Below are 14032 nucleotides of genomic sequence, written 5' to 3'. Positions count from 1 at the left end.
CCGAGACCGCGATCCGCGCGCTCGCCGACCTCAAGGGCTGCGTCGCGACCGCGGCGCAGAACAAGGACGCGCTGCTGTTCCGCCTGCTGCCGTCCCCCGGCTAACCAGCTGGAGCGTCGGCGAGCGCGCGATCAGCGCGCTCACGCACACGCCGGAGCTCGTGCCCGCGCTGCTCCGGCCGTTCGTGTGGACGCCGACCAGGCGGCCGTCGGAGATCCGCAGCACGCCCGAGCCCGAGCTGCCCTCGAACGTCGCCGCGCCGAGGTAGCGGAGCGCGGTGCCGGACGCGGCCACGCACCGGCCCGCGACCAGGTGCTTCGTGAAGCCGAGCGGGTGGCCGATCAGGCACACCGCCTCGCCCGGGCGCGCGCCAGTCGGCGCGAGCTCGGCGACGCCCCACGCGGCGCCGGGCGCGCCGGCGAGCCGCACGATCGCGAAATCGAGCCCGCCCGGGCGGTGCTCGACGAGCTCGACGATCCGGTAGCAGTGCGTCGGCCGCAGCTCGCCGGCGGGATCGAGCTGGTAGTTGAACGCGACGTGCATGTTCGTGGCGATCTCGGCGGAGCCGATCACGTCGCCGGTGCGGTCGTCGAGCGGGCGCAGCCAGCGGCCGCCGGTGCGGTCGAAGCAGTGCCCCGCGGTGAGGAACAGGTCGCGCGCGATCAGCGTGCCCGAGCCCCACGCGACGCCGCTCGCGGTGCCGGGCCGGGCGTAGCGGCGTGCGAGGTCGGCGTTCCAGCGCAGCTGGCCGACCGCACCCTCGTGCGCGGCCGTGAACGTGCGCAGCGGCGGCGGGCAGTGCTCGACCGGCTCACTCCGCACCGCGGCTCCGGCGCACGCGCCCGTAGCAGCTCATCGCGCGCAGCTGATCGGCGAGGTGGTGCTCGAGCTCGGGCTCGGTCGCGGCCTGCGCGCAGCGCAGGGCCGCCTCGCGGCGCATCAGCTCGAGGAACGCGGCCGGGTCGAGCTCTTGCTCGGCGAGCCACGCCCGGGTCTCGGCGGCGGTGTACAGGCCGTGCTCGCGGCGGAACTGCAGCGCGGTGCGCTCGACGAGGTCGGCGCTGACCGACAGGCCCTGGCGCGCCGCCGCGTCCTCGGCGAGCGCGCGGGCGAGCGCGCCGTGGACCGCGCTCGCGTACAGCGACGCGTCGTCGAGCGCGCGCAGCGCGTCGAGCAGCGGCATTGCGGTCGCGCCGCGCGCCGCGCGCATCCGCGGCAGCGCGTGGTCCCACGCGTCGGTGCGCTCGAACGCGTAGTCGACGCGCTTCGGTGCGGCGCCGGCGGCGCGCGCGGCCTGCATCGCGTCGACGAGCGCGAGCGCATCGCGGCGCTTCTGGTCGACGCGGCCGCCGGGCAGCCAGCGCTCGAGCGCGGTGACGTCGCAGCCGGTGGCGTGCGCCTCGGCGAGCAGCTCGGGCCACCGGCGGTCGGGATAGAACCGCTGCTTCGCGAGCGCGACCAGCCGATCGGCCACCGCGCGGGTGCACGCGCCGGCGGCGACCGCCGCGTCGAGCGTGGCGCGGATATCGACCAGCGCCTCCGAGACATGGCGATAGCCGTGGTCGGCCGCGAGGTGGGTCAGCGCGACCTCGTCGTCGGCGTCGAGCGCGCCCGCGCGAAACTGGTCGAACACCCAGCCGACGCCGACCATGCCGAAGTCGGCGAGCTCGGCCGCGCGCAGCGCGCCCATGCTCGATGCTCCGAACACGTGCACGCCCTCGGCCATCGCCCACAGGATCTCCTTGTGCCACACCGCCGGCACGTGCTCGAAGAACCCGTCGACGAGGCCGATGCCCCACGGCCGCTCGCGCGCGGCCCGGTAGACGTCGCCCTGGGCCGCCGGCGGCAGCACGCGCAGGTCGGGCACCGCCGGCACGTCGGCCGGCGGCAGGCTCGGTCCGGTGAACAGCACGATCACGATGGCCTCGCTCGCTGCGCCCGCGGACCGGGCGCGTAGCCGGGTGCGTTCCACATGCTCTCGAGCCCCGGCACGACGACGCGGACCACCGCGACGCCGAGCTCGGGCCGGGACAGATCGACCGCGACGGCCTGGGCGAGCCCCGCGTCGCGCAGCGCGCCGAGCACCGCGGCGAGGTCGTCGTCGAACGAGTCGCTCGCCGCATCGGGCAGCTCTGCGAACGAGCGCGCGGCGGGCGCCTCGAGCTCGACGAGCGCCGCCGCGATCCGGTCCGCCGCGCGGACGCGCTGGAACGACGGCTCCACGATGTCGTCGCGCGCGCCGGAGATCGCGGTCAGCCGGCTCTGCGCGGCCTCGGTGAGCGCGCGGGCGAGCGCGATCGCGCGCGATCGGTGACAGCCCTGGCCGCCGCTCACGCACAGCGCGTGGCACGGGTCCGGATCGCGATCCGCGATCTCGGCGACCACGACCGGCAGCCCGATGTCGCTGGTCGCGTCCCACGCACCGACCGCGACGCCGGCGCGCTCGAACCGCTGGAGCAGCGCGCGGCAGTCGAGGTCGTCGACGGTATCGAGCGCGATCCGGGTGCGCCGCCGGACCTCGGCGCCGCCGGCGCGCCAGATCGCGACCGCGTCGCGCTCGATCACCTCGTACAACCCGTGCAGCGTCGCCTCGAGCGCGTCGTTGCCCGACGCGAGCCCGGTCGACGTGGTCAAGAAGCAGCCGCTGCCCGGCGGGCGCGGCGAGGTGTAGTCGGTGGTGACCACCTCGAGCGGCAGCGCGCGCGGCGCACCGTCGAACAGGTCGACACCGTCGAGCCACAGCAGCTTGCGATGAGGCTGGAACGCCCCGATCGCGAGCCGCGGCAGCCCGGCGAGATCGACGAGACGGCGCGTCGCGGCGAGCTCGGCAGCGGTGCCGAACACCATCGGTCGCAGGATGTGCTCGGCATGCCACTGCTCGATCGACTCCATCACGCCCGACGCGCGCGCCGCCTCGAGGTCGAGCCCCTTGCCCTGCGAGACCGAGATCGAGCGCGCGTTCGGCCGGCACACCATCACGACCGGGATGCCGATCGAGTCGAGCCCGGTGACATCCGCGATCCGCGTGATGCCGAGTCGCCGCAGCAGCGGCCGGACCCGGGCGAGCGTGTCGACCGGGCTGATCCGGCGCTGCGTGCCGCGCCAGTACGCCTTCTCGGTGCAGGGCACGGCGCTAGTCCTGCGGCTTGAACGCGTTCAGGTTGAAGTAGAACGTGCCGCAGAACTCGGCGGGCCCGACGTGCTCGGCGGCGGCGCCGCGCGCCAGCTCCTGCTCGACGAGCAGGTGGGCCGGCGGCGCATCCGCGTACGGCACGTGCTGGGTCGCGACGCGCTGCTCGACGAGCTCCTTGCAGATCGGCTCGAGCGGCCGCTTCGGCGGCCCGAGATCTCTGCTGTCGATCACGTAGTAGCCATCTCCCTCGCCGTTGATCACGACGAGCGTGAACGGATCATCCGTCATCTTCTTCATGTCACCCTCCTGAGAAACGCGTTGGAACCTCTCCACATCGCTCGACGATGGCGCAGAACTCGCGTCACCGCCGGCGCACCGACTCGACCGCACGAGATGGACCGGTTTGTCGTCCTAGGTCCGCTTGGAGCGGTCAACGCACGCCGTGTGCCAGGGGCAGAGGGCGCTCGATGTCTCGAGATGTCGCGTTCCACGCGCCGGCAGAATCAGCCGCTCGCCGTGAAATGTGGCCCATTTCTCTGTGACATGTCATGGACTGCAACGTCGCATGTCACGGATCGCAGCGTGACATGTCACGAATCGCAGCGTGACATGTCACGGATCGCAGCGTGACATGTCACGAATCGCAGCGTGACATGACCCACGCGTGCATCGCGCATCGGTCGATGGGCGCACGCCGAAAGCGAAGCCGCGGCGCCCCTCGTCGAGGGTGGAGCCCTGGTAGTCCACCGGCGTAGATGGGCCACGACCTACCGGAGGAGGTGCGAATCGACCGCGAGGAGCGAAGCGAGGAGGTGTTCTCGCGCGCCAGTAGGATACAGCTATACGGTAGGATGCCTTCCGCTTGGTGCTACGTCGCGGTAATCCCAGGCGTTTCAGGCGTGGGAGACCTGCCTGATCGCATAAGACCCGTTCTGTCAATGAGCTCATACAGTCGGACTGCACGAGACCGCCGCGTCAGGCCCTTCTGGCAGGCCGCCCTACTCCTTGGCGCGGCGGTGTTGCCTTCTGCCCACTGCGACGGCGTCGGCTCCCGCGACTCACCCCTTTCGAGGCTCCATCACGCAGCCCGCGCGCTCGCTGTCTACGCTTCGCAGCCAGGGTCACCCCTGGACCACGCAAGACTCGCTTCCGACCGGTGGGCCAGCCTTGCCGGACGGGACTTGAACCCGCAGGGTTCCTTCGTGAGGTTTCAGCTTCAGATCAAGGTCGACATGGCTTCTTCCTCACCAGGGCTTTCCTGGCGCACCGCAGGGGGAGTCAAGGGCGGCGGAGCCGGCGAGCTCCGCTCGCGAACCCTTGACGCCTCCGAGCACTCCAGCACCCTCGGCTGTCGATGGGCCGACCTCCACGGTGCTGCGGGCTGCCTTCGCAGGCCCCGCCGCGCGAACGCGTCGAGCAGAGGCTCGGGTCGGTGCGGTCGGCATCATGGGTCCAGGCGCCGCTTGGGCTGCCTCATCCCATCTAAGGGGCCGCTTTCACTCCACAGCCTGCGGGGCAACTCAGGTCTGCGTGTTTCGTAGCCGCGCTGCGGCGACTTCTGCATAGGAAGAAAGAAAAAAGAATGATATGCGACAACCATGGGGCCGCGGTACGAGCCTGAGCGCGCGCGACCTCGTGAAGCAATGTAATAATATTTCGGTATCAAGAAACTCGTCTCGCTTGTCGGAAACCGCCATGCCACCGACCCGAAACTCGCAACTGCTGGAGCGTGTCCCCCCGTCGGGCGCGCGAGCGCCTGCCCCGGGAATCGGTGCTGTGAGCGCTGCGCCTCCATCGGATCGGACGGGATCGGAATCCTTGCTCGATGCGCTGCTCGCCGCCGGCGTCGACACCTTCTTCGGTGTCCCCGGTGGGCCGATCATCCCGCTGTTTGATGCCATCCTCCGATCGCCCGGGGCGCGCCTCGTCGAGTCGCGGCAAGAGACGCACGCTGCCTTCGCGGCCGTGGGGTACTGGCGCGCGACGGGCAAGGTGCCCGCGGTCGTCGTCACCGCAGGACCGGGCGCCACCAACGTCGTGACCGGCACGGTCTCGGCCCATCTGGAGGGCGTGCCCATGCTGATCATCTGCGGCGACGTGGCCTGGGAGGGCTCGGGGGCGAGGCTCTTGCAGTCGATGGGCAGAGAGGGAGTCGGGATCGAGGAGATGCTGCGCAACGTGACGCGCGCCATGGTGCGCGTCACGTCGGCCCGGGCTGCCGCGTCCCAGGCCATGGCCGCGCTCAGGGCGGCGAGGAACCCAGGCCATCCGGGCCCGTCCCTCATCGTCCTGCCGATGAACCACGGGGTCGCCACGACCGGGCCGGCGCGGATCGCGTGGAATCCGGTCTCGACCGCGGAGCACGTCGAAGAGTCGGTCATCATCGACGCCGCGGAGCGGCTCGCGCGCGCGCGCCGCCCCCTCGTGGTGATCGGCGCCGCGTGCCGTCCCCACGCGGAGGCAGTGGAGCGGATGGTCGAGGCGCTGAACATCCCTTTCATGACGACGCCGCAGGCCAAGGGCATCCTCAGTGAGGAGCACCCGCTCTCCCTCCGCAATGCCGGCATGGCGGCCTCCTGGTGGGCGCGCCGCTACACGGCCGGGGGCGTCGACACGGCGCTCGTGCTCGGGACCGACCTGGACGACTGCTCGATCGGACCCACGCACCCCATCGGCCCGGGCGGCGTCCTCATCCATGTGGACACGGACGCACGGGTCTTCAACCGCAACATCCCGACGGAGCTCATGATCGCCGGCGATCTCGCGACCTTCGCGCGGCAGCTCCATGACGTCGCGAAGCGACTCAATCTCCGGAGCCTGAACGCCGCGGCGCCACTCGCCGAGGCGAAGCGGTGCTCGCCGTTCGACGCCGAGGGCTTCCGGGAAGACGCGTCGCCGCGCGTCGCGCCCCACCGCGTCATCGCCGACCTGGAGAGGGCCGCGCCCGGCGCCACTTTCATCACCGACATCGGCGAGCACATGCTCTTTGCGCTTCATTACCTGACGGCGCTTGGACCGGATCGCTTCCTCATCCACCTCGGCCTCGGGAGCATGGCGTCGGGCATCTGCTCTGCGATCGGATACGCGCTCGGCGATCGCTCGCGGAAGGTCGTCTGCATCTGCGGCGACGGCGGCATGCAGATGGCGGGGAGCGAGCTCCTCGTGGCGATCAAGCTGGGCCTGCGAATCGTGTATGCCGTCTTCAACGATGCTCGATACAACATGGTCTATCACGGCTATCGCCAGCTCTTCGGCCGCAACGCGAGCTGGGACACGCCGTGCGTCGACCTGGTCGCGTGGGCGCGTTCGCTCGGCGCCACGGCCGCGCTCATCGAACGACCCGGCGAGATCACCGCCGAGTTGCTCGATCGGCTTACCGCGAGGGGGTTGCCCGTCGTGCTCGACATCCGGCATGACGCGGACATCAGGATCCAAGGCGCCGGCCGGGTCGAGGCGCTCCAGCAGATGTCGTCCCTGTCGAGCCCCGCGTAGAGCGGGGCGGCCGGCGAGCACACCACTACACGGAGGACTGCACCGTGATACGAGGCAGCACGATACTCGGGCTCGGGGCCTACATCCCCGACGAGGTCAGGACCAACGCCTTCTGGCCGGACTCCATCGTGAAGACGTGGCACCGGTGGGAGAAGAGGATCGTCACCCCAGGCGTCGATCCAGGGGACGCCCCGGCGATGCACCCCGTGCTCGCGGAGGAGACCGCGAAGATCGAGGGGGATCCCTTCGCGGGCATGCGAGAGCGCCGGGTGGCCTCGCCGGAGATGCGCCCTAGCGAGATGGAGATCCTCGCCGCCAGACGGGCGCTGGAGGCAGCGAAGGTCAGGCCGGAGGACATCGACCTACTCCTCACCTTCTCTTTGCCCGCGGACACGGTCTCGGTGTCCACCTGCTTCCGGGTCCAGCACGCGCTGGGTCTCAAGAACGCTCGGAGCATGGGGATCAACGCGTTCTGTCACAGCTTCATGACGATGATGGATATGGCCCATCAGTACATCGCGAGCGGCGCGCTAGAGCGCGTGCTCTTGGTCGTCTCGACGAAATACAGCGACATCATGGACTACACCTCGTCGATCTCGGTCGCCGCGGGCGACGGGGCGGCTGCGGCGGTGATGGGGCCCTGTCCGGAAGGCAAGGGGGTCCTGCTCTCGCGGCAGTTCACGGACAGCTTCTTCCATGACTCGATGCTCGTGCTGCGCAGGGCGCCCCTGCGCCCGAAGGCGCGCGCATACGCATTCGGGGAGACCCAGACGGAGGAGCGATTCTATTTCACGATGCATCAGCCGGAGGTCGCCCGCGCGGCCGTGGCGGCCGTCCCGCTCTGGGGAGAGCGACTCCGGGCCGAGTTCTTCGGAGGAGGCCGCTTCGCGCCCGAGCAGGTCAATCTCCTGGTGACCAACGCAGCCATGGTCTGGTACTCGCCGGTGATCGCCAGGATCTTCGGCATTCCACGGGAGCGGATCGAGGACAACATCCTCACGCTGTCGAACATGGGAGCAGCGAACTTGCCCATCAGCCTGTTCACGGCGCTGGAGAAGCGCCGGATCGGGGACGGGGACCTCGTGATGCTCATGAGCCATGGAGGCGGGGCCTCCTTCGGGGGCATCATGCTGAGATGGCACGCGTGAGCGAGCCGGAGGGCTCGGCGTCGCGCGCGCCGCGCAGCCGAGTTCGCTGAGCGGGTTGTTTCGGACAAGCTGGCCGAGGAGTATCCGGAACATGTGAAGGTGATTCGCCGCCCGGATCTTTATCGCGGGAGGCTAAAGCATTTACTCGACGTACTCGGCCCTGCTCCTCTCGTGCGCCTCTCCAGCGGGAGACGAGCGCGACTCATCTTTTTGTGGAGGCACGTCCAGCGGGAGACGAGCGCGACTCATTTTTTTGTGGAGGCACGTCCAGCGGGAGACGAGTGCGACTCATCTTTTTGTGGAGGCACGTCCAGCGGGAGACGAGTGCGACTCATCTTTTTGTGGAGGCACGTCCAGCGGGAGACGAGTGCGACTCATCTTTTTGTTGGAGAGGGGCCAGCGGGAGACGGTGCGACCCGTGTTTTGTTGCAGGCACGTCCACCGGGAGACGGCTGCGACCCGTCTTCATGCTGGAGGGGAAGCCAGCCGGAGACGGCTGCCACCCGTCCTCATGCTGGAGGCGCACTCACCCGGACGCGGGTGCGACCCATCTCCCGCATGGGCGGCGAGCCAGCTCCTGCCCCCGGCGGGCGTCCTCATCGCGCCGCCCAGATGGCGAGGAGCGCGTACGCGATCGCCACGGCCTGGATCACCGCGAAGCTCAGGAGCCCGGTCGGCAGGAAATCGAAGAAGCCGAACCGGATGGGCCTGCCGTCGACGTCCCGCAGGTCGGCCCGCTCGGTGAGCGCCTGCGCGAGCGGGCCCGACGTCGCGGCGGTCAGGAAGAGCGAGCTGCCCGCGCAGACGGACAGGGCGAGGCCGACATACACGGCGGGCCCGGGCAGCCGCTGGGCGAGCGACTCGGCCACGTCGAGCAGCGCCGCCATGCTGGGGCCCGCCGAGAACAGCCCGGTGAGCACGCCGGCGAGGACGAGGAACGCGACGAGCTGCAGCGACGGGGCGACCGGGAGCCGCGCCAGCGAGCGCGAGACCTCCTCGAACAGGCCGGTGCGCCGCACCGCCGCGACCATCACGAAGAGCGAGAGCAGGAAGAGCACCGCCTCGATGTCGAGCCCCGTCCGCGCGAGCCGCTCGCCGAGCCTGCGCGACATGAGCAGCGCCGCGCCGGTGCCGAGCCAGCACACGAGCTCGGGGCCGACGCCGAGCTCCGCGGGCAGGAACAGCCACGCGACCACCATCGCGCCGAGCGACGCCGCCGCCGGCACGAGGAGGCGCCGGTCGGCCCGCACCCGCCGGTGCAGCGCCTCCATGGCCGCGCGCGTGAGCCGCGCCGAGACCGGATCGCGCGGCACGCCCGCGGTCGGGCGCACCACGGCGCGCACGACGAGGAGCAGCGCGGCGAGCGCGCAGAGCGTCGCCGGGGCGGCGCTCGAGAGGTAGGCCCCGAACGTCATGCTGCCCCGGCCGAGCAGCAGGATGGCCGGGAAATCGCCGATCGGCGTGGCGGCCCCGCCGAGGTTGCACGCGACGAGCAGCAGGCCGAGCAGCCAGGAGACGTACCGCTGGCGCGTGCCCATCAGCCTGAGCAGGACGTGCAGCACCGGCAGGACGAGCACGAGCGCCGTGAGGTTGTTGACGACGCCGCTCACGACGTACATCGCGATCGAGAACACCACGAGGACGCGGAACGGCTCGGCGCCGCTCAGCCGCGTCGCCGCGACGGCGAGGCGATCGAAGACCCGCGAGGCGGCGAAGAGCTGGGACAGGAGCCCCAGCGTCACGAGGATGACGAGCACGTCCCACGGCACCTCGGCGAGCAGGAGCGGCGTGGTCGCGACCCCGAGCAGCGTCGACGCGAGGCAGGCGAGGCCCGCGCCGCCCGTCACGATGAGCACGCGGCGCGACGGCAGGAGCGCCTGGAGCAGCAGCGTGCCGAGCAGGACGGCGAAGAGCGCGCCCTGGGGGGCCGTCACGTCGCCTCGATCGCCGGCGCGAGCGCGCGCGGGTCGCCCGCGCCGGCGGCGGCGACCTCGGGCGCGGGGCCGCGCGGGGCCGGCCCGACGAGGCACGAGAAATCGGCCGAGCTCGTCTCGACCATCCAGCGCGGGTACACCGTCATGGGCCGGCCGAGGATGTCCCAGCCGATCAGCGAGCGGAACTGGGTCCGCACGTCGGGGCCCGAGACGCGCAGCCACGAGGGGCTCACGTGCGCCGCGTGCCCGTCGGTGCCGTAGACGAACGTGAGCAGCGCGCTCCTCCGCCCGGCCCAGCGGTGGAGCTCGGACAGACCCACCGGCTCCATGAGCCCGTCGTAGTTCGCGAGCACGCGGCCGAAGTCCGTGTCGAGCCCGCCCGCGTCGGTGACGAGGCCCGCCTCGATGCCGGAGAGCCGCGGCACGAGCGCGTCGAGGCAGTCGGCCTCGAGCCCCACGACGAGCAGCCGCGTCACGCCGCGGAGCGCGTCGAGGACGCCCGCGACGTCGAGCGGCGCCTCGGCGCCGCCGGAGAGCCACTGCTCGGCGACGAAGTCGAGGACGGGGAACTCGCGCCCGAGCTGGTCGCGGGCCTCGCGCGCGAGCGGGGCGCCGCCTGCGCCCATCAGCTCGCGCAGGAACAGCCGCGCCGCCGAGCGCATACCGAGCTCGGCGGCCACCATCCGGAACGCCTGTCCGAGCGCCGGCGGCAGCGCCATCAGGCCGGCTCCGCCCCGGCGCGGGCGCGCTCGGCGCGCGCGAAGAGGGCGTCGAGCAGGCAGACCATCGCGGCGTTGGCGAGCGCGTGGTGCGGCGGGCCGTCGGTGAGGCAGTCGACGAGCGCCGCGAGCTCCGGCGAGCCCTTCGGGGCGAGGCGCGCCAGCGGCGCGAGCGGGATGGCCAGCGGGTAGTCGTGCTCGCTGCCGCGCGCGAGGTGCGGCGGCAGGCGGATCGGGACGGGCAGCGACTCGCTGCTCGGCGCGCCGCCCTCCGGCGGGCCGAGCTCCTCGAGCAGGAGGCCGAGCAGGCAGACCAGCGTGTAGCTCGCGCCGCGGTGATGGACCGGGCCCTCCCCGACGATGCACCGGACGACGAAGGCGCGCTCCTCCGCGTCGGGCATCCACGGGGCGAGCAGCGCGTCGAGCCTCGCGGGGCGGATGAACGCGGACACCACGGACGAGGGCAATGAAGGGTAGCGATGGCCAGGGTCGCGAGGCGGTCGGGGCGGAGGCATGAGGGCACTTCAGCGTAGCTGCCCGGAAGGGCCCGGATCCAGGCCTGATCTCGCGCGCCGGCGCCCCGCGCGCCCGGGCGCCCGAGCCGCCTCGTGCTGGCCTTCCGCCGTGTCGCACAACCAGAGCGGCGGCGCTCGCACCTAATCGCTCAGATGGCCACGCGACCGCCTCGACAGCCGCTCTCGATCCTCCTCGCCCTCTGCACGCTCGCGGCGATCCTGGGACCCAGCCACGCGTACAGCGGCGGCGCTGCGGAGCAGGACGCGAATGCTTCCGTTCACGCCGGGCGCGACCGCGCGCAGGCGCCGGGCGTGCCGCCGAGCTGCGCCGGCGGCACGCCCGGCGCCGACGACCGCTGCGGCCTCGGCCATGACGACGACTGCTGCGCCAGCCTGCTCGTGCCCGGCGGGACGTTCAACCGGCTCAACGATCCGCGGTATCCGGCGAGCGTGAGCAGCTTCCACCTGGACAAGTACATGGTGACGGTCGGGCGGTTTCGCCGCTACCTGGAAGAGGCCGGCGGCCCGACGCAGGCGAGCCCGCCGCCGGCCGGCGCAGGGGCGCACCCCAAGATCCCGGACAGCGGGTGGGACCCGGCCTGGAACACGATGCTCCCGGCGACCACGGCCGAGATGAAGCGGGCGCTCGTCTGCGATCCTTACGGCTGGCCGACGTGGACCGACGCTCCGGCCGCGAACGAGGACAAACCCATCGTGTGCGCGACATGGCTCGAGCTGTTCGCGTTCTGCGCGTGGGACGGCGGGCGCCTGCCGACCCAGGCCGAGATGAACTACGCGGCCGCAGGCGGCGACGAGCAGCGGCTGTATCCGTGGGGCTCTTCCCCCATCACCTCCGAGGACGCGGCCTACTGCTGCCAGGGCGAAGGCTCGACGTCGGTGCCCTGCGAGGACGCGTTTCCCCCGTGGAGCCTCATCCGTTGCACCACCGACGATCTCGCGCCCGTCGGCTCCTTTCCCAGCGGAGCGGGGCGCTGGGGCCAGCTCGATCTCGCCGGCGAGGCCTACAAGATCACGCGCGACGCCGCCGACGACGATCGCCCGCTCGTGCCGTGCGACGATTGCTCCCGCCTGGACAACCACGCTGCCCTGCGCGTCACGCACGGCGGGAGCTTCGTCGCCGCCGGATACCGGCAGACAACGACCTACCGCGCACCCTACGAGACGAGCGGCCGCCACTACTATGTATCGGCGATGTGTGCGCGCGACCTGCCAGGGCCGTGAACCCTCCATGACTCCGGCGGCCCACGAGTGCTAGAGTTGCCGTCATTCATGCTCGACAAGCTCGACATCGCCCGCGCCCTCCGCGAGACGGGCACGCTCCTCCTGATCAAGGGGGAGAACCCGTTCAGAGCGCGCGCTTACGAGACGGGGGCCGAGGCGCTGGAGCAGCTCACGGACGACCTCGGCGCGCTCGTCAGGAGCAAGAAGCTCACCGGCGTCAAGGGCATCGGACCGGCGCTCGCCGCCCAGATCGCCGAGCTCTACCAGACGGGGCGCTCCGGGCAGCTCGAGGAGCTCCGCGCCGAGCTGCCCAGCGGCGTGCTGGAGCTCGCCCAGGTGCCGGGCATGAGCCTCAAGCGGATGAAGGCGCTCCACGAGGCGCTCGGCATCGGCAGCGTGGAGGAGCTGAAGAGGGCCTGTCTCGCCGGGAAGGTCCGGGCGGTGAAGGGCTTCGGGGCGAAGACCGAGGCGAGCTTGCTCGAGGGGATAGCCCGCCACGAGGCGCGCGACGAGCGCGTCCTGCTCGTCGACGCGCTCGAGGCGGCCGAGCCGCTCCTCGCCCACGTGCGCGGCTGCGAGGCGACCGAGCAGGCCGATCTCGCGGGCTCGATCCGGCGCTGGGAAGAGACGGTGGCGGCCATCGACCTCGTGGCCGCGGCGGACGACGCCGCGCGGGTGATCGACTGCTTCGTCCGGTCCCCGCAGGTCGCCGAGGTCGAGGAGCGCGGCGACGCGCGTTGCAGGGTGAGGCTCTCGGGCGGCCTGCGCGGCGAGCTCCTCTGCGTGCCGCCCCGGGACTACGCGGCCGCGCTCCACCACCGGACGGGGGCGCCCGAGTACCTCTCGGCGCTCGGCGCGCTCGCGCGCGAGCTGGGGCTCACGCTCGACGAGAGAGGGCTCTCGCGGGGCAAGAAACGCCTCTCCGTGAAGACGGAAGAGGACCTCTACGAGCACATCGGCGTCCCGTACATCGCGCCCGAGCTCCGCGAGGGCGCGGAGGACATCGTCGCCGCCATCGAGCGCGCCGCGCGGGCGGGCCGCGAGGGCGAGCTCGTCGAGGAGGGCGATATCCAGGGGATGGTGCACTGCCACACGGTGTACTCGGACGGCAAGAACACGATCGAGGAGATGGCCCTGGAGGCCGAGGCGATGGGGATGAAATACCTCACCATCACCGATCACTCGCCCGCCGCCCATTACGCGAACGGCGTCGGCCTCGACCGGCTGAAGCAGCAGTGGGACGAGATCGCCCGCGTCCAGGAGCGCGTGAGCGTGAAGCTCCTCCGAGGCACCGAGTCGGATATCCTCGAGTCGGGGAAGCTCGATTATCCGGACGCGATCCTGGAGCAGCTCGACGTGGTCATCGCGAGCATCCACTCGCGCATGAAGATGGACGCGGACCAGATGACGCGCAGGCTCGTCAGCGCCATGCGGCTGCCGGTCTTCAAGATCTGGGGACACGCGCTCGGCCGGCTCATCCAGCGGCGCGAGCCGTTCGCGTGCCGCGTCGAGGAGGTGCTCGACGCCGTGGCCGAGTCGAGGGCCGCCGTCGAGGTGAACGGGGACCCGTACCGCCTCGACATGGAGCCCCGGTGGATCAAGGAGGCGCGCAAGCGCAGTATCCGCTTTGTCATCTCGACGGACGCACACTCGACGCGCGCGCTCCGCAACCTGCGGTTCGGCGTGGGGACCGCGCGGCGAGGCGGCCTCCGCCGGGGCGAGGTGCTGAACACGCTCGGCCCGGCTGCGTTCCAGAAGGCGGTCCGGCCCGCCTGATCGCCTCCCGGATCGCGCCTCTGAGCGTGGCAGCGTGCGGCCCGGACGCCGCGAAGGCCGCGTCGGTCCAGAG

At 71.6% G+C, this 14032-nt stretch carries 11 protein-coding genes; 4 read left to right on the top strand and 7 right to left on the bottom strand.

The annotated features are described in order from the left end of the window. Positions 1 to 30: 30 nt before the first annotated feature. The 4 genes from ACSRUE_RS04560 to ACSRUE_RS04545 are packed head-to-tail and all read right to left on the bottom strand — an operon-like array spanning position 31 to position 3430. A complete protein-coding gene (locus ACSRUE_RS04560) occupies positions 31 to 822 on the bottom strand; it encodes a trypsin-like serine peptidase (RefSeq protein WP_441289956.1) in 792 nt (263 codons plus the stop codon). After that, positions 812 to 1918 carry a TfuA-like protein gene (locus ACSRUE_RS04555; RefSeq protein WP_441289955.1) on the bottom strand — a complete coding sequence of 369 codons (1107 nt, stop codon included), beginning with the start codon at positions 1916 to 1918 and terminating at the stop codon, positions 812 to 814. The genes ACSRUE_RS04560 and ACSRUE_RS04555 overlap by 11 nt, the downstream gene beginning before the upstream one ends. Further along, positions 1915 to 3129, bottom strand: coding sequence for a YcaO-like family protein (locus tag ACSRUE_RS04550; protein ID WP_441289954.1), 1215 nt, complete (start codon positions 3127 to 3129; stop codon positions 1915 to 1917). Before ACSRUE_RS04550 ends, ACSRUE_RS04555 begins: the two co-directional genes overlap by 4 nt. A 4-nt stretch (positions 3130 to 3133) precedes the next feature. Beyond that, on the bottom strand, positions 3134 to 3430 hold the full coding sequence (locus ACSRUE_RS04545) for a hypothetical protein (protein WP_441289953.1): 297 nt from the start codon (positions 3428 to 3430) through the stop codon (positions 3134 to 3136). A gap of 1521 nt (positions 3431 to 4951) precedes the next feature. On the opposite strand from ACSRUE_RS04545, the gene ACSRUE_RS04540 reads away from it, so the two are divergent. Then, a complete protein-coding gene (locus tag ACSRUE_RS04540; protein WP_441289952.1) occupies positions 4952 to 6625 on the top strand; it encodes a thiamine pyrophosphate-binding protein in 1674 nt (557 codons plus the stop codon). A 44-nt stretch (positions 6626 to 6669) separates the two neighbouring features. Then, a complete protein-coding gene (locus tag ACSRUE_RS04535; RefSeq protein WP_441289951.1) occupies positions 6670 to 7773 on the top strand; it encodes a 3-oxoacyl-ACP synthase III family protein in 1104 nt (367 codons plus the stop codon). Positions 7774 to 8369: 596 nt separating this feature from the next. On the opposite strand, the gene ACSRUE_RS04530 is transcribed toward ACSRUE_RS04535, so the two are convergent. The 3 genes from ACSRUE_RS04530 to ACSRUE_RS04520 are packed head-to-tail and all read right to left on the bottom strand — an operon-like array spanning position 8370 to position 10881. Beyond that, a complete protein-coding gene (locus ACSRUE_RS04530; RefSeq protein ID WP_441289950.1) occupies positions 8370 to 9707 on the bottom strand; it encodes an SLC13 family permease in 1338 nt (445 codons plus the stop codon). Continuing rightward, positions 9704 to 10426: a hypothetical protein gene (locus ACSRUE_RS04525; protein ID WP_441289949.1), complete on the bottom strand. Its 723-nt coding sequence runs from the start codon at positions 10424 to 10426 to the stop codon at positions 9704 to 9706. Before ACSRUE_RS04525 ends, ACSRUE_RS04530 begins: the two co-directional genes overlap by 4 nt. Next, positions 10426 to 10881, bottom strand: a complete 456-nt coding sequence (locus ACSRUE_RS04520) for a hypothetical protein (RefSeq protein ID WP_441289948.1) — start codon at positions 10879 to 10881, stop codon at positions 10426 to 10428. The genes ACSRUE_RS04525 and ACSRUE_RS04520 overlap by 1 nt, the downstream gene beginning before the upstream one ends. A gap of 213 nt (positions 10882 to 11094) precedes the next feature. Here ACSRUE_RS04520 and ACSRUE_RS04515 point away from each other — a divergent pair, with 213 nt between their 5' ends. Beyond that, positions 11095 to 12183, top strand: a complete 1089-nt coding sequence (locus ACSRUE_RS04515; protein WP_441289947.1) for a formylglycine-generating enzyme family protein — start codon at positions 11095 to 11097, stop codon at positions 12181 to 12183. A gap of 48 nt (positions 12184 to 12231) precedes the next feature. Further along, complete coding sequence (locus tag ACSRUE_RS04510; protein ID WP_441289946.1) at positions 12232 to 13959, top strand: helix-hairpin-helix domain-containing protein; 1728 nt, start codon at positions 12232 to 12234, stop codon at positions 13957 to 13959. Positions 13960 to 14032: the final 73 nt, after the last annotated feature.

Origin of the sequence: Sorangium sp. KYC3313, from assembly GCF_052075895.1 — a bacterium.
GTDB lineage: Bacteria > Myxococcota_A > Polyangia > Polyangiales > Polyangiaceae > Sorangium > Sorangium cellulosum_B.
This window is presented reverse-complemented; position numbering and strand designations above follow the sequence as displayed.